At 44.0% G+C, this 16,359-nt stretch carries 13 protein-coding genes; 4 read left to right on the top strand and 9 right to left on the bottom strand.

The genetic code is table 11. The annotated features are described in order from the left end of the window. Positions 1-18: 18 nt before the first annotated feature. The 3 genes from tsaB to CWO13_RS05065 form a co-directional block, all read right to left on the bottom strand. Entirely contained in the window at positions 19-720 is a 702-nt protein-coding gene (gene tsaB / locus CWO13_RS05075) for a tRNA (adenosine(37)-N6)-threonylcarbamoyltransferase complex dimerization subunit type 1 TsaB (RefSeq protein ID WP_048664625.1), read from the bottom strand. A gap of 59 nt (positions 721-779) precedes the next feature. Continuing rightward, positions 780-2,708: an ATP-dependent DNA helicase gene (locus tag CWO13_RS05070; RefSeq protein ID WP_048660840.1), complete on the bottom strand. Its 1,929-nt coding sequence runs from the start codon at positions 2,706-2,708 to the stop codon at positions 780-782. 160 nt (positions 2,709-2,868) lie between these two features. After that, complete coding sequence (locus CWO13_RS05065) at positions 2,869-3,069, bottom strand: hypothetical protein (protein WP_102480712.1); 201 nt, start codon at positions 3,067-3,069, stop codon at positions 2,869-2,871. 281 nt (positions 3,070-3,350) lie between these two features. On the opposite strand from CWO13_RS05065, the gene purU reads away from it, so the two are divergent. Then, positions 3,351-4,184, top strand: a complete 834-nt coding sequence (gene purU, locus CWO13_RS05060; protein ID WP_048660881.1) for a formyltetrahydrofolate deformylase — start codon at positions 3,351-3,353, stop codon at positions 4,182-4,184. A gap of 288 nt (positions 4,185-4,472) precedes the next feature. Here the strand turns inward: purU and CWO13_RS05055 are convergent, their stop codons facing one another. After that, on the bottom strand, positions 4,473-5,069 hold the full coding sequence (locus tag CWO13_RS05055; RefSeq protein WP_102433591.1) for a VOC family protein: 597 nt from the start codon (positions 5,067-5,069) through the stop codon (positions 4,473-4,475). Positions 5,070-5,416: 347 nt separating this feature from the next. On the opposite strand from CWO13_RS05055, the gene argS reads away from it, so the two are divergent. The 3 genes from argS to CWO13_RS05040 all read left to right on the top strand — a co-directional run bounded on the left by argS (position 5,417) and on the right by CWO13_RS05040 (position 8,350). Beyond that, the gene (gene argS, locus CWO13_RS05050) at positions 5,417-7,150 is read left to right on the top strand and encodes an arginine--tRNA ligase (RefSeq protein ID WP_048660842.1); all 1,734 of its coding nucleotides are present in this window, start codon (positions 5,417-5,419) and stop codon (positions 7,148-7,150) included. 106 nt (positions 7,151-7,256) lie between these two features. After that, a complete protein-coding gene (locus tag CWO13_RS05045; RefSeq protein WP_048660843.1) occupies positions 7,257-7,685 on the top strand; it encodes an HIT domain-containing protein in 429 nt (142 codons plus the stop codon). 137 nt (positions 7,686-7,822) lie between these two features. Next, positions 7,823-8,350, top strand: coding sequence for a YqhA family protein (locus tag CWO13_RS05040; protein ID WP_102433590.1), 528 nt, complete (start codon positions 7,823-7,825; stop codon positions 8,348-8,350). Between the two features lie 66 nt (positions 8,351-8,416). On the opposite strand, the gene CWO13_RS05035 is transcribed toward CWO13_RS05040, so the two are convergent. From CWO13_RS05035 to znuA, 5 genes are all read right to left on the bottom strand, one after another. Beyond that, the gene (locus CWO13_RS05035) at positions 8,417-8,647 is read right to left on the bottom strand and encodes a FeoC-like transcriptional regulator (protein WP_048660845.1); all 231 of its coding nucleotides are present in this window, start codon (positions 8,645-8,647) and stop codon (positions 8,417-8,419) included. Next, the gene (gene feoB / locus CWO13_RS05030) at positions 8,644-10,917 is read right to left on the bottom strand and encodes a Fe(2+) transporter permease subunit FeoB (RefSeq protein ID WP_055319700.1); all 2,274 of its coding nucleotides are present in this window, start codon (positions 10,915-10,917) and stop codon (positions 8,644-8,646) included. The genes CWO13_RS05035 and feoB overlap by 4 nt, the downstream gene beginning before the upstream one ends. After that, positions 10,918-11,139: a FeoA family protein gene (locus CWO13_RS05025; protein ID WP_004734203.1), complete on the bottom strand. Its 222-nt coding sequence runs from the start codon at positions 11,137-11,139 to the stop codon at positions 10,918-10,920. It abuts the gene before it with no gap. Positions 11,140-11,785: 646 nt separating this feature from the next. Further along, the gene (locus CWO13_RS05015) at positions 11,786-15,169 is read right to left on the bottom strand and encodes a helix-turn-helix domain-containing protein (RefSeq protein ID WP_108082622.1); all 3,384 of its coding nucleotides are present in this window, start codon (positions 15,167-15,169) and stop codon (positions 11,786-11,788) included. Positions 15,170-15,416: 247 nt separating this feature from the next. After that, entirely contained in the window at positions 15,417-16,301 is an 885-nt protein-coding gene (gene znuA / locus CWO13_RS05010; RefSeq protein WP_102433588.1) for a zinc ABC transporter substrate-binding protein ZnuA, read from the bottom strand. Positions 16,302-16,359: the final 58 nt, after the last annotated feature.

Below are 16,359 nucleotides of genomic sequence, written 5' to 3'. Positions count from 1 at the left end.
AGCCAAAATAATATGTATTTACTCGCGGCCAGGCAGTTTTTTCCAAGTCACTTTATCACGAAGATAAACAGGCTCAGACTCTTCTGCTGCAACCGCCTTGCCTTCTGCATAAGCGAATTGAGCAAGGAAAGCCATATCTTGAGCTTCTGGGAATAGCACTTCACATGCTTTGGTGTTGATCGCTAGAGTATCCATATGTTCTGCGTACGCTTCCCAACCTGTACCGACTTTTGCCCATGTTTCAGAGTCCGCTTCAAGCTGCGCTGCCAACTCACTCGGTGGTGTAACACACTCTGCATCAACCGCAGTCCAACGACCATCTTCTTCACGGCTGTAGCGAGCCCAGTACACTTCACTCATACGCGCATCAATCGCTGTCGCAACATGAGTTTCACCAAATTTACGGTAGCTGCCTTGCGCCATCGCAGCCAGTGTAGAGACACCGATCATCGGTAAATCCGCACCAAAAGCCAAGCCTTGAGCAATACCAATACCAATACGTACACCCGTGAAACTGCCTGGACCTTGGCCAAACGCGATAGCATCAATATCGGTTAAAGCGACATTCGCTTCTTTCAGTACTTCATCAACCATAGGTAGAATTTTTTTTGTATGGTCTCGAGGAGCCTCTTCGCTACGTGCGAACACCTGGTCACCCATTACTAATGCAACTGAACAGTTTTCAGTTGCGGTATCTACTGCAAGAATTTTCGCGCTCATTTGTGTCTCAAATATCTGTTATCTAATCTAAAAATAATGGCTAAGCTCAACAATGCCAATTACTCAGCAGCGATTGAATGGTCTTTAGCTAAGAATTCTTTAATGACCCCTAAATCACGGGTACGTGGGATAGGCGGTAAACTCGCCAAAAATATGCCACCGTAATCGCGAGTCACCAATCGGTTATCGCAAATAATCAAAGCGCCATTATCGCGCTTGTCACGTATCAATCGGCCGACACCTTGTTTCAAGGTAATCACGGCGTCTGGCAACTGTACCTGTGCAAAAGGATCACCCCCTTTTAACTTACAGTCCTCGATTCGAGCCTTAAGTAAAGGGTCATCAGGGGCGGTAAAGGGCAATTTATCGATGATAACACAGCTTAATGCGTCGCCCCTAACATCTATCCCTTCCCAGAAAGCACCTGTAGCTACGAGCAATGCGTTACCTAATTCCATGAACTCGGCTAAGGTTTTTTGCTTGCTTGTCTCACCTTGTAATAGGACTGGTACAGTGAGGGTTTCTCGGAATCGCTCACCCAACTCTTTCATCATGCTGTGTGAAGTACACAAGAAAAAACAGCGGCCTTGGTTTTGCTCAATCACCGGAGTCAGCATTCGAACTAACTTATCCGCCAAACCCGGACTATTGGGTTCTGGAAGATAACGAGGCACACATAAACGTGCCTGATTCGGATAATCAAATGGACTCGGCAGTGAAAACTGAGCCGACGGCTTTAAGCCAAGTCGAGAGGTAAAGTGATCGAAATCATCTGACACCGCCAAGGTTGCTGAGGTAAATACCCAAGCGCCCGGTTTAAGTTCGATTTGCTCATGGAATTTATCCGCAACCGACAGTGGTGTGATGTGCAAAGCGAATTGCCTTGGTGTTGTGTCATACCAATAGGAGTAACCCGTAATCGACACATCGCACACACGTTCAATGCGTGACTTAATCATGTTCGCACGTTCAAAAGCGGTGTCTAACAGTTGGCTTCGACCCAATGCTAGCTTCAATACATCGACGGCCAGTTGCAACGCATCTTGTAGACGAACAAGTTCTCGTGCAATTGACTCAGACTTTAGTGCTTCACGCCAGTTACCACGAAAGCCGGTATCGCCCAACACAATGCGTAGGTCGGCAGCTGACTGAACAAGCCTGTCCCCCACCTTTTGTAACTGACGCATGTCTTTCGCTTCGGTTCGGTAGGCGATCTCGATGTCTTTAGCGAGCTCATTAATCTGTCGGCTCGACACGGACTGACCAAAGTATTGGCTGGCAATATCGGGAAGCTGATGGGCTTCATCGAAGATAAACACGTCTGCTTCTGGGATTAGCTCACCGAACCCGGTTTCTTTAATCGCTAAGTCCGCTAAGAATAGGTGATGGTTTACAACAACCACATCCGAATCCATCGCTTTTTTACGCGCCTTAAGCACAAAGCAATCGGTGTAGCTTGGGCACTCTTTACCTAAGCAGTTGTCGTTAGTGGAAGTAATCGTAGGAATGATTGGGCTGTCTTCAGCGATATCATCACAATCGCCTAAATCCCCCGTTTGAGTGGATGACGACCAACTACGAACTTTGACTAACTGAGCCAGCAGTGTTGGATCGGTATGAGCACCATGACTCTCGATCATTTGACGGCTGAGTCTGTCCAAACACAAATAGTTTGAACGCCCTTTAAGTAACGCAACCTGACCATAAAAGCCAAGCGCATCGACCATCAATGGTAAATCTCGGTGAAACAGCTGTTCTTGAAGGTTTTTAGACCCCGTACTAATGATGGTTTTCTTGCCACTAAGCAACGCTGGCACTAAGTAAGCAAAGGTCTTACCGGTACCCGTTCCCGCTTCAACAACTAATTGGCTCTGTTGCTCAATAGCTTGTGAAACCGCTTCAGCCATGTCTAGCTGAGCTTGTCGTGGCTGAAACCCGGGGATCGCTTTACCCAGAGCACCATCAGCAGAAAACGTTTTAGATATCATAGAGTACGAAGTTTAGAAAAATAGAAGACGAATTATGGCAGGTTTAGTGAGCCGGCGCGAATCAAGAATGACTTCGCACCGGAGGTGTTTGGTTTAGTTTGACGTGACTTGAGTTACCTTAAAGGTAAGAACTGAAGAAGTAAGAATTAGAGAGTCATTTTTATTTTCGACTTAGATAACGTGACAACCAAGAGGCGCCTTCAAAATGGTTATCACAAGGTTGTATGGCCTTCACTGCATCGGTTGGTGGGGTCTTACTTTCCCACATTTCATCTAGAATATTACCATCTAACTCGGTACCTCTCGCCAATGAATTCACTCGTTGGCAGTACAGTTTTTTGGCTAGTAACTCTTTATCCATAAGTATCACCTCTATTTTTGGCCAAGGCGTAAATGCCTCGGTTGAAGTTCAAATGCGTACTACGGTCAAAACTTTAAAAATGAAGCTTCTGCCTGTTTTCCTATCTAAAAACTGATATTTCCACATCAAACAATTTATCAAAGCGATAAATGAGCAGCAGAATTTGTTGAAACCAACTTGATAATAGATTAATTATAACGGTGATATTGCGGCTCAGTTCACCGTTCGACGGCCTGCATTTAATTTGAAGAATAAAAATATTTCATGGAAGTAAGATGCAAATGGAAAGAAAAACTTTACTAACACATTGTACTGATGCCCCGGGCCTCATCTCTAAGATCACCAACATTTGTTATAAGCACCAACTCAATATTATTCACAACAATGAGTTCGTAGATAACACAAGTGGCCACTTCTTTATGCGCACCGAGCTTGAAGGGTATTTCAATGACGAAACCTTGCTTGCCGATTTAGACCAGGCGCTGCCACAAAATACGAAGCGTAAACTTGTTGATTCATCTCGCAAGCGTGTTGTGATACTCGTGACCAAAGAGGCGCACTGCCTTGGCGACATTCTAATGAAGAACTTCGATGGCAGTTTAGACGTGGAAATCGCAGCAGTGGTTGGCAACTATGACATTCTACAAAGCCTAACCGAGCGTTTTGACATCCCTTACCACCATGTTTCTCACGAAGGGCTAAACCGTGAAGAGCATGAGAAGAAGATGCTAGAAGTGATTGACCAATACGAGGCTGATTACCTTGTTTTGGCTAAGTACATGCGAGTACTGACTCCGGGATTTGTTGAAAGGTACAACCACAAGATCATCAATATCCACCACAGCTTCTTGCCAGCGTTTATCGGTGCGAAGCCATACCAACAAGCGTATGAGCGTGGCGTAAAGATCATTGGTGCAACGGCACACTTCGTGACTAATGATCTCGATGAAGGACCGATCATTAAGCAAGACGTTATTCCAGTGGATCACAACTTCAGCGCGAAAGACATGGCGCAAGCGGGTCGTGACGTAGAGAAGAACGTATTGAGTAAGGCGCTAAACAAGGTGATCAATGATCACGTGTTTGTTTACGGCAACAAGACTGTGATTCTGTAAGTTGCTAATTTAAGTTCGACTTCCAGCTAGAATCCAATAAAAAACGCGCAATAGGGTTAACCCACTGCGCGTTTTTTATATTTAATGTTCAGGGTAACTTTAAGAGATTCCCGACTACGCTCCTTCGTCGCTATCGGGAATGACGTCGTTCTCTAGCTAGCAAAAACTATGGCTCGGAAACAATCCACTCAAACCGAATGATTGTAAGGCACAAGCCTAGCCCACATCCGTCATTCCGACGAGCCTAGGCGAGTTCAGGAATCTTTTCCTAGCGACTCTCTACTCAAATTAAGCCTGTTCAGATTCAACAATACGCTTAAGTGAGTGTGGGTGCAGCTTGATGCAAATCCCTTGATGTTTAAAAGCCACTGTTGGGTTATTCAAGCGTTCCCCCTCGCCTTTCGGACTAGAGAGTTTGATCTTAATACCTTGCTCAGCCAGCGTTTCAAAGTTAGCAGCGAACTGCGGGTAAGTTTCTTTAAGATCCGCTAGATACTCATCAGCCGTTTGGGCATGAGACGGAATCACAAACTCTACATGTTCCCAATCTTGGCTTGGGTAAATCTTACCTTCTGCTGGATATGGCAACTCCAAGCATTCAATTTTCCAGCCAAGGCTTTGCAAGGGTTCATCGAAAGCCAACACCACAATTGGACGACCATTGATCATCGCCTCTGAAATGGTAGAGCCGTACTCAGACCATGCTTGATGCGCAGATTTGGCTAACTCAGTGTCATTGACTCGCAGCGCAATATGATCCGCTTGAGCAAAGCTTAAATCTAAACCCAGTGTATTTCCTAGGTTCTCGATTTTTGCCATAAAGGTATCAAGGCGGGCGATCATTTGTTGTGGTTCTAGTTCAGCTTGCTTCAGGCTCATCATCATTGTCTGCGTTCTCCAAATAATGGCTGCATGTTATCAGTTTTGCCTTTTGCAACAAGCGTTGCTTTTACAAAAGATACTCAATAACTATGTTCTTTCCGATCCTTAAACATGCAAACGCGTCTTGGTAAAAGTCGATTGTCAAAAACCACTCAGGAAATGTTAATTTTCTATCAATTCGACCTATAAGAAACCCCACAAAATTGGTATGATTACCGCCATTTCTGTGAACTTAAACAGAGTCTGCTGCTGATTTTGGCATTAAATCGTTAACTAGAAGCATAATTAACCAGTTTAATGACCAAGAATTAACGGCCACTCTTATCATCCTTGAATTGAAGGAAACGCGTGTGAATATCCAAGCACTTATTAATGACAAAGTATCTCAGGCTCTAGAAGCCGCTGGCGCACCTGCAGGCTCTCCTGCTGCTGTTCGTCAATCTGCAAAACCACAGTTTGGTGACTACCAAGCAAACGGCGTTATGGGCGTTGCTAAACGACTAGGCACTAACCCACGAGAATTTGCTCAAAAAGTATTGGACGTTCTAAACCTAGACGGTATCGCGTCTAAAGTTGAAATCGCAGGTCCGGGTTTCCTAAACATCTTCCTAGATGAAGCTTTCCTAGCAAAACAAGCAGACGCAGCATTGGCTGACTCTCGCCTTGGTGTTGCAGTTGCTGAAACGCAAACTATTGTTGCAGATTACTCTGCACCAAACGTTGCTAAAGAAATGCACGTTGGTCACCTACGTTCAACTATCATCGGTGATGCAGTTGTTCGTACTCTAGAATTCCTAGGCCACAACGTTATCCGTGCTAACCACATCGGTGACTGGGGTACTCAATTTGGTATGCTTATCGCAAACCTTGAGCGCGTTCAGGCCGAGTCTGGCGAAGTTTCAATGGAACTTGCTGACCTTGAAGGTTTCTACCGTGAGTCTAAAAAGCTTTACGATGAAGACGAAGAGTTTGCAGTTAAAGCTCGTGGCTACGTTGTGAAACTGCAAAGCGGCGACGAGTTCTGCGCAGAGATGTGGAAGAAGCTTGTTGACGTTACAATGATTCAAAACCAACGCAACTACGATCGTCTAAACGTGTCTCTAACGCGTGATGACGTAATGGGCGAAAGCATGTACAACCACATGCTGCCAACTATCGTTGCGGATCTTAAAGAGCAAGGTCTTGCTAAAGAAGATGACGGCGCACAAGTTGTATTCCTAGACGAATACAAAAACAAAGATGGTGACCCAATGGGCGTTATCATCCAGAAACGTGACGGCGGCTTCCTATACACAACAACCGACATTGCTTGTGCAAAATACCGTTTTGAAGAGCTAGGCGCAGACCGCGTACTTTACTTCATCGACTCACGTCAGCACCAACACCTAATGCAAGCTTGGACTATCGTTCGTAAAGCAGGTTACATCCCAGAATCTGTTTCTCTTGAACACCACGCATTCGGCATGATGCTAGGTAAAGACGGTAAGCCATTCAAGACTCGTGCAGGCGGTACTGTTCGTCTTGCTGATCTTCTTGATGAAGCAGAAGTTCGTGCAGCACAACTGATCGAATCTAAGAACCCAGAACTAGCAGAAGACGAGAAGAAAGTGATCGCTAACACGGTTGCTATGGCAGCGGTTAAGTACGCAGACCTTTCTAAGCACCGTACTACTGACTACGTGTTCGATTGGGACAACATGCTTGCGTTCGAAGGTAACACAGCACCGTACATGCAATACGCATACACTCGTGTTGCTTCAATCTTTGCTAAAGCTGGCATTTCTATGGACTCTCTTGAGGGTGAAATTAAAATCACTGAAGAGAAAGAGAAAGCTCTTATCGCGAAACTTCTACAATTCGAAGAAGCGGTACAGTCTGTTGCTCGTGAAGGTCAACCACACATCATGTGTAGCTACCTGTTCGAACTAGCGGGTCAATTCTCTAGCTTCTACGAAGCATGCCCTATCCTAGTTGCTGAAGACGAAACTGTTAAGCAGAGCCGTCTGAAGCTTGCTGCACTAACAGCGAAGACTATCAAGCAAGGTCTATCGCTTCTAGGTATCGATACTCTAGAGCGTATGTAATTCCCTTAGGGTTACAAAGAATAAATACAAAGGTTGATGTGAGAGCATCAACCTTTTGTTTTATCTAACGTATACTGAATTCAAGAAATCGAAATGGATAATAATAATGAGCTTTGAACTTCACCCACAGTTAGCGAAAGACACCACGCTTATCGGCGAGTTTCCTCTGAGCCTAGTACTACTAAGCAAAGATAACGCAGTGCCTTGGGTTATCTTGGTACCAAAACGTGCCAACCTGAAAGAGCTGCACCACCTACCAATGAAAGAGCAACAGCAGTTCTTACATGAATCTCAAGCGGTAAGCCAAGCACTAGAAGCAACGTTCCAACCGGATAAGCTCAACCTAGGCGCGCTGGGTAACATGGTGCCACAACTGCACATTCACCATATTGCGCGTTTCAAAGATGACATTGCTTGGCCTGGTCCTGTATGGGGCAACACCAAAGGTGAACAACGTAGTGAAGAAGAGCAAGCTGCTATTCTGACTCGTATTCAGAACGTTCTGTCACTAAGCTCTATCTTTAAGAAAGCTTAACCTTCTGACACAGGTGATGCCTCCTAGCTAGGTATCACCATTATTACCGCTGCGTAATAATAATTCACAAAAACACCCAATTATCACAACATAGACTCCCACGTATACTCTCTTGCACACAACATAGAGAGAGCATCATGAAACAAACCTTCAACTTATTTCGTCATATCAGCTGGATCGCCATCATCTGTTCTATGCTCGCTTCCCTACTCTTATTCTTTATGGGAGCAACCAAGACTTACTCTGCTTTTGCGATCTTCATGCTCAATCAGGTACCACCAGAATCGCTCGCGCATTTAGACACAACAGATATCGCGATCTCGTACTTGATTAAGTCTCTGGATACATTCTTGATTGCTTTTGTACTCTTCATCTTTTCTCACGGTGTGTTCACTTTATTCATCTCGGATAAAAGTAATACCGCGAAAAGTGACCAGCAAATCAATAAAAGCAAAGTACTGAGTTGGATAAAAACACCCAACATTGGTCACCTGAAAAACATTTTGGCTGAAGTGATTATCATCATTCTCTTCGTGAAATTTTTGGAGCTTGTGCTCGTTAATTTCGACAGCATTGGATGGGACATTTTGGTTCTTCCAGTATCCATACTGTTACTGAGTATCGGCCTTAAAGTTCTTGGGTTAGGTGAGACCAAAGAGTCTTAAGTCTATAAACACAAACAAAAAAACCGCAGTTCATAGGCTGCGGTTTTTTATTAGATATTGACCAAACTACATCATCACATTCAGCGACAGGCCATCTTGTTTGCTGATGGTGTAGCGAACACGTGTTGTATGACCATGCTTGTTGGTGTCGACCAAGCGAGATACTTTCCCTTTCTTAACCCACACACTCAGCATCGCATCGACGCCATCTTCACTCATGCCAAACTTTGCAGCGAGTTCTTTACGAGCCGCAACACCTTGGCTATCAATGTATTGATGAAGTTCAGTTAAAATCATACGACTTGCACCTCTAGCGCTTTCTGCTTACTGCCGACTTTCTTGAACACGCGATACGTCACCACAAAACCACCAGCAATTGCCACCATCCACACTGCACTTGTCACCGGATGTGCAGCAAAGTTTGCTGCTTGGTAGTAGAAGGTCGCACCAAAGTAACCAAGCGCCATTGTCCAAACCGCAATAAAGCGTGCAAACATTTGACCAAATTCACGAACGTAAGCACCCATCGCTGCCACACAAGGCGTGTAAAGCAAGATAAGGATTAAGTAAGCAAATGCAGCATGACCAGAAACAAATTTGTCTTTTAGGTTACCGAAGATTGATGAGTCTACCTCTTGCTCTTCAGCAACTGCGCCTGAATCGCTTAAATCGCCAACCTCAATACCTAGCGGATCTGAGTAACTCAAGCCTGATAGGTTTTCAGGGATCGTCATTACCGCTTCTTGCAAGCTTGCTGCCAAATCGAATTCAGCTGCTTCTTCGTCTGATGGTGTTGTGTAAAGGCTATTCAACGTGCCGACTACCGCTTCTTTCGCGAAGATACCCGTAATGATACCTACTGTTGCTGGCCAGTTTTCTTCTGTGATACCAATTGGTTGGAATACAGGGGTCACTACTTGAGCTGCCTTAGAAAGTACTGAATTTTCGCTGTCTTCGTTACCAAAGCTACCGTCCATACCTAGCGAATTTAGGAAGCTAAGAATAGCCACAACCATCACGATGGTTTTACCTGCGCCCAGTACGAAACGCTTTAGCTTCTGCCAAGTTTTCAGCATTACGTTTTGCACTGTCGGCAGTTCGTAATCTGGCATTTCCATCACTAAGCTATCACTGCTACCCGGGTAGATCGTATTTTTCAGGAACAGCCCCGTAAATACAGAAGCAACGATACCCATGATGTACAGAGCGAATACTACGTTTTGGCCAGCACCAGGGAAGAATGCCGCTGCGAACAATGCGTATACCGGTAAACGAGCACCACATGACATAAACGGCGCCATTGATGCTGCCAATTTACGTTCGCGCTCTTGGTCAAGAGTACGAGTTGCCATGATTGAAGGCACGTTACAACCAAACCCTAGTACAAGTGGGACAAATGCTTTGCCCGGCAGACCAATCTTTTGCATCACTTTATCAAGTACGAATGCAGCACGAGCCATGTAGCCTGAACTTTCTAGCACCGCTAAAAATAGGTAAAGCGCTGCGATAACTGGAATAAAGGTCGCAACGGTTTGAATACCGCCGCCAATACCATCAGCAAGTATAGTAACTAACCAAACCGGCAAATGACCATCCAATAAGTGGTGTCCACCATCAACTAATATTGCCCCAACACCAATATCGAAGAAATCGATAAACGCACTACCGATATTGATAGAGAACATGAACATTAAGTACATGATGACGAAGAAGAAAGGAATACCGACCCATTTGTTCAAAATGAATTGGTCTGCTTTCTCTGTAAAGTTTCGGCTTAGTTTGCCTTCGCTGCGACGAACACGTTTACAAAGGTCATGTAAGAAAGTGTACTTAGCGTCAGCAACAGCAAGGTCAATATCGAAATCGGCACCTAGACGCACATTGTCAATTTGAGTGCGAGTTTGTGGAGCCAGTCCATTCAATACCAAGTAGTCATTTTCTAAAGCACGAATCGCGAGCGCTCGGTGAGATACGTCAGCATCATCAAATTGTGACTCAACAGAAGGGATGAGAGCTTCTAACGCGACATCGTAATCAATAGAGATAGGGTCAAGACTCACACCCTGAACAAGCAGTTTATGAAGGCGTTCTTTAAAGCGAACTACTTGACCTTTGTCGTTTGCGGACAAGCTCAGAACTGGGCAACCTAGCTCTTTCTCTAGCGCTTTAAGGTTAATCACCTGACGCTCGCGCTTTAATACATCCATTTTGTTCAACACAACGATCATTGGGCGACCCAACTCACGTAGTTGTAATGTCATGTATAAGCTTCGTTCTAGACAGCTAGCATCAACAACATTGATGATCACATCTGCAGGGTGAGTCAGAACAGCGCGAGACGCGATAGATTCATCGATGCTGTTCGCGTCATTACCACTGTCTAGCGCGTAAATACCGGGTAAGTCGGTAAGCTGGAACTGATCACCTGCGTGTGAGTATAAACCCGTCTTCTTCTCTACGGTGACACCAACCCAGTTACCAACGTGCTGCTTGGCACCAGTTAGTGCATTGAACAGTGTTGTTTTACCACTATTCGGGTTACCAACGGTAAGAACTTGATAATCCATTTAGATAACCTCGATTTGTTCTGCAATGCTTTCACGAATGGCGATCGAAACACCTCTCACTTCAACTTGAAGCGGATCCCCCATAGGTGCACGGCGGATAAGCGTCACCTCGGTTTTTGGCAACATACCCATGACCATAAGTTTTTTTCTTACGTCTGGAGTTAAACCTGTTAGTGCAACAATAGAAGCCGCCTTTCCTTGCTCTAGTTGTGAGAGTTTCATAAATACCCAATTCGTGACTGATAATGAGAAAGATTGTTATTACCGCCATGATACACATACATGTCCACAATTCCATTGTGTGAAATCAATGTTTTCGAAAATACATACTCGTAAATTTCGTTAAAAACGTTTACGTCAAAAACGTTACTTTCAACAATTAGCGAGAACTACCTCACTAGTACAAATCGCCCCCGCTAAAAACAAACTGAAAATTATCAAGCACTTAAGATAATGTCGGTTTTCTCATAGCCTTCTGTCGTTAATTTTATAAGTAAAATAAGTACCTGAACGTATAGTTATTCCATCGAAGAGAAACTCCTTCTCTTTAATTTTATTCCAGAGGTGATATGGCTTTGCTATATCACTCCGGCAGCAAGCGAAGGTGTCATTGGCACCCGTGGTATAGTCCCCCCGGCTATACCACGATATTTTTTTTCTTCCCTTTTGCTTTATCCCAACAACCTTTTTGCACTCCATATCAATCTCGTATCTCGTATCTCGTATCTCGTATCTCGTATCTCGTATCTCGTATCTCGTATCTCGTATCTCGTATCTCGTATCTCGTATCTCGTAGGAACATAAAAAAGCCCCAACACGAATGTCGAGGCTAAAGTATCTTTATCTATGTTCTATTATCTGCAGCTCACTACTCTTCGTTGTTTTCCGCAAATTTAGATGGTGACATACCAAAGTGGTGCTTAAACCTTTGACTGAAATAGGAAGGGTCATTGAAACCCGAATCAAAAGCGACGTCAGATATCTTTTCTCCAGCGAGTAAGCGCTCGCACGCATGCTCTAGACGTACTTCATTCAAGTGTTCTTTGAAGGTCTTGTTGTAAGCCAATTTAAAGCGTCTCTGCAAGCTTCTCTCAGACATGAACAAATACTTGGCAGCAGTTGCAGTGCTGAACTCAGCATCAGCGTAGTTTTCACTCACAAGCTGAGACACTCTGTTCTTCCACTCTTGTTCCGCTGTCAGTTTTTGCTGCTCTGGCGTTGAAACGGTAAGTTTAATGGTTTCAATCTGTTCAATTGTGCTGGCTTCAAGATTATCGAGTACTTGATATTCAATTGGCCACGAAAGCTGAACCTTATTTTGAGATTCCGAAACAAAGGCGTTAAGCTCGCCACCGCTTTGATTCATCAATAGAGGCAGCTTTTCGATGTTAAGATCGGTCGACTTTCCGGTATTGTCACTCATACTTGATGCCAGTTTAGGGAAAGGCATCCCATGATCTCGAATGGTAACAACAAGATGCTCCTTAACCTCTTCAACCAGAACCACCATACTCTGAGACTTAAAGTTTCTCTTGATGATGCTCGCAACCAAGCTATTGAAGATAATATCGAGATTAAAATACAGCAAAGAGACATATCGTTGCTTTGTTTCGACTTTAATATCCAGTTCAATACCGGCTTTGGCTAAGTCATCTTGCCAAGCTTTGAGTACCGCCTCTAAGATTAAAATTATATCGTAACAAACTTGCCCTTCCCCTTGAGGGGTATTACTCAATTGAGCTAAGCCATTTTTCAAGGTTAGAATTGGCGACTTCCCGTGCTCGTCATTCCAATTAGGGATCATCGCAGCAATATGATTCACTTCAGAAGAGAGTTCATTGGCAGTGTGAGATACAAACGCATTCTTAACCGATAGCTGCTTTTTAAGCTGTTGATTGGTCGTAAGTAGTATACGGCTTTGGTGTCTCAATTGATCCGTCTTCAATGCAACTTGCGCTTTTAAGTGCCTGTTGGCAAAAGTGACATAACGCGAACGCCAAAACACCAAGATAGTTACAACGCCAATCAGTAACATCAGAGAGCTTGCTGCAGCCCAATTCGTCAGATACCAAGGCTCCGCAATCGAAAAACTTTGGTTCGTTGACACAAAGCGGTAATGGGAGTCCTTAACCGGCTTCACTTCAAGTGTGTAATCTCCAGGAAGAAGATGGTCGAGCGTTAACAATCCCCCTTCAAACTCACTCCAAGGTTCATCATCGCTCAGTCGATACTCCATCGCAGGCGCGAACGTTGCTGGTAAGATGCCTAGCTTAAAACCCATCGAGGAACCATAAGGGATCTCATCCAGTTCAGCCGTCCTTCCGCCAAGAGATACCGTTTGTTGATCGACACTTATCTTACTCAATAAGGCACGGCTATGAGGTGTTGTTGATACCAGTAATTCGTTGGATAATGCGCTGACTACGCCATACTTTGAGCCGAAAACCAACCTCGAAGATTGGCTCTCTTCGCTGTAAAACAGAGCACATGCTCCCGCCGCCAATTCATTGGTGATCAAACCAAATGGTGAACCGATGTGTTTATGCAACTGTCCATCCAACCCGTAATAACTGATGCCTTTCGAAGAGCCTAACCACACACCATTATCATCGCTTATCAAGCAGTTAGGGCTAATATTATCTTCAACAAGCGTGATTTCTTGAATAATAGAGCTGTCATCAGGGATTCGATACACGCCATAACTGCTTGCAAACCACTGAGCCCCGTCCTTCGCTTTTTCAATATCGACGACTTTGCCAAAACGCTCGCTGGAACGACTAAAACTAATTCGTTTATCAATGAACGAGTAGAAGCCATGGTCAGTGCCTATATAGATACGACCGAGCAAGCCTATATTGAGATCAGTGATCTTCGCAGGCAAAAACTTGTCGACTAACCAGTCAGTGCCATAGCTCGTTAGTTTCATGGTTTCGATAGATAACGAATAAAGGTTTTGCCCAGAAGTCATCCAAAGTACGTTGTCTGCCTGAAGCGCAAAGTTTTCAACGTGTACTCCCTTAATCGGCCTTGGTAAATCAAGGGCTTCAGGTTGTAGCGTTTCCGTATTTAGACTAATGATGCCTTCTTCGGTCGCCAACCAAATTGACGAGCCAAAAATCTCAAAATCATTAACGGAATTAGAGTAAACACGAATTGGATTCTCTTTACTTTCAGAATCAACCAAGTAGAGCCCCATTGAGGACGCGACCCAAGATAACTGTTCACTGACAGGCAGTACTTTGTTGATCACCACACTACTCGAATGCATGCCCATACCAGTTAGGGGCGTTCTCGAAAAAGTTTTGCTGAACAGTGAGAAATATCGGATACCGTTGTTTGTCGCAATCCACATCCCACCTGCATGGTCATTGATCAATGAATATATTTTCTCACCCGGTAACGAGAAGTCTTGATTGGCGGCTTGTTTGAATCGAGTAATTTGTCCCGTAATAAAATTGTAGCTAATAAGGCCGTGCTCTGTACCAATCCAATACTGGTCCGAAGTTTCGGCCAACGAGAGAACATGCGACCCTTTAACGATGGTCTCTTTATCTGGGTTCGCGAGATCAACAATCACAGCACCATTTAAGGTACCAATCACTAACTCACGTCGAGCATTCGAAAAATAAACCGTCTCAATATGGCTCTTGTTTGATGCGGTGACATGGGTAAACTCTTGATTCTCTGAAAGGTAAACGCCTGAACTGGTCGCCAGTACCCACTTTGACAGCACCCACTCCGCATCGTTAATCGCAATGTCACTACTGTTATTGTATCGGTACAATTTAAGTAAAGAGTACGTGTTGAATTCTAAAGATTGAGTGTTGTAGGTATAAAAATTACTGCCGTCAGTGACCCAAATATAATCGCCTGATGCACCGATATTCGTTATTTCAGCGCCGGGACTTAGGCTAAACGCCAATTCATTGCCAATTCCTGGGCTATGTCGATACACCTCGTTGTCGAAAAATGTCCAAAACTCATCATTAAGAAACGCGACTCTTTCTGAAGAAAATTGCAGCAAGCTACCTTTGCGAGGAAATAAGGTTCGGCCATCGTAAAAAAGTATTTTTCCATGCACATCATGAACCCAAAGCCCACCTCCAGCACCTAGGTACAAGTTTTTAGCCGCAAGAAAATTCCCTTGCGCTTGAACGGGCAAAGGATAGAAAACGGAGGGTGATGTATTTACCGCTAGAACGCTAAATGAAATGCTCATAAACATGAACATTTTAAAGATAATTCGATACAACTCTTAATCCTGAACAGCAACAACGCATGAAATTTTGGACACCACAACGTCTTATCGTTGCTGAACCAAAAACTGAGTTTTTTTGTGATTATTATTATCTTTCTATTTTAGCGGAAATTAGAAAAGGAGAAAGGAGGTTTGCTATTTGTTAGGAGGTTTTATCTTAACGGTCACGAAAATGCCGCAAAAAGCGGCATCATTCATAAATTAACGAGAGCAAAGTAGAGTAAAGAATACTCGTTATGAATTACTTCCCACTTAAGCAGCTTGTGTAGCTATCTGTAAGTTGCTGAAGAAAATCGAAATAACTTCCACTCTTCACTTCAACCGTTGAACCGATCGGATCAAGCTGGCCTTGTTTAGCGTTACTTCCACGAGTCACCGATTCGATCACAGCCGGAGTAAATTGAGGCTCTGCGAATACACATTGAACATTGTCACGCACCAAGGTTTTCTTGATAGCAATCAGGCTTTTTGCGCCCGGTTTACGCTCTGGGCTCACCGTAAAGTGGCCTAAGTTATTTAGTTCAAACTCTTGCTCAAAGTAGCCATACGCATCGTGAAATACGTAGTAACCTTTATCTTTCACTGGCGCAAGTTGTTCATGAATAGACTGCTGCTTTTCTTTTAAAGCAATCAGGAATGAATCTAGGTTCTCTTGATACGCCATTGCGTTATCAGGGTCAGATTCAATCAACTTTGCTGAGATGTATTTTGCGGCCACTTCAACTTGATCGATACCTAACCAAAAATGCGGGTCATGGCTACCATGATTATGTCCTTCATGAGCATCGTGGTCATCGTGTCCGAACTCTCGCAAGTTAATTCCTGGAATCTCGCTGATCTTGATAACGTTTTCTTTTGAACCAATCACCTTAGTCAAAAAGGCTTCTAGGTCAGGGCCAAACCAGATAACCATATCGGCACTGTGAACTTTTTTGACATCAGATGGCTTAAGCGCATAATCGTGCGGCGAAGCATTGCTGTTCATCAACACATCCGGTTCACTAACGCCCTGCGTTAATTCCGTCACAATCATTTGAATTGGTTTAAAGCTTGTTAGAATAGTATTGGCACTTGCGACACTTGGCGCTAAAAGCAAAGTAGCAAGTATAAAAGATGAACGTGACATAATCCCTCGATAATAGAAAAGTAGCTTAGGCTTGAGGTAAATGTTACATTATAACATT

Source organism: Vibrio sp. ZF 223 (assembly GCF_003050585.1).
Lineage (GTDB): Bacteria > Pseudomonadota > Gammaproteobacteria > Enterobacterales > Vibrionaceae > Vibrio > Vibrio crassostreae.
The sequence above is the reverse complement of the archived record's forward strand: the minus strand, read 5'-3'. Positions and strand labels throughout refer to the sequence as shown.